The organism is Streptomyces hilarionis, from assembly GCF_024539675.1.
GTDB lineage: Bacteria > Actinomycetota > Actinomycetes > Streptomycetales > Streptomycetaceae > Streptomyces > Streptomyces hilarionis.
Map to the genome: position 1 here is coordinate 1 of NZ_JAHHIT010000795.1, position 256 is coordinate 256.

Consider the following 256-nt stretch of genomic DNA (forward strand, 5'->3'; position numbering starts at 1 on the left):
TGCATTAACAGGCCGGAGTATCGAGATCGAGCGATGGGATGCCTTCGAAATCAAAAAGCGACTGACCACCTCCAATCCAGCTTCGGCGGGACGAGTGCTTTACTGGTTTCATCAGGTCCTATTTACACATGACTGGTTCATTGAAAAATTCGCGCGCAGCAAAGCCGGGCTGGGGCCGCGTTACAGCCCGGAAAATCATGTAGACCTACCAATCCGCCGGGTACTCGAAGCTACCGCTCTGGATCCACGCCTGTAT

The 256-nt window shown here is 53.5% G+C and carries 1 protein-coding gene; it reads left to right on the forward strand.

Annotation, left to right across the window (positions count from 1 at the left end; all coding sequences use genetic code 11):
• On the forward strand, window positions 1-256 hold a 256-nt coding region (locus KMS84_RS40385; RefSeq protein ID WP_256921633.1), incomplete at both ends, for a hypothetical protein.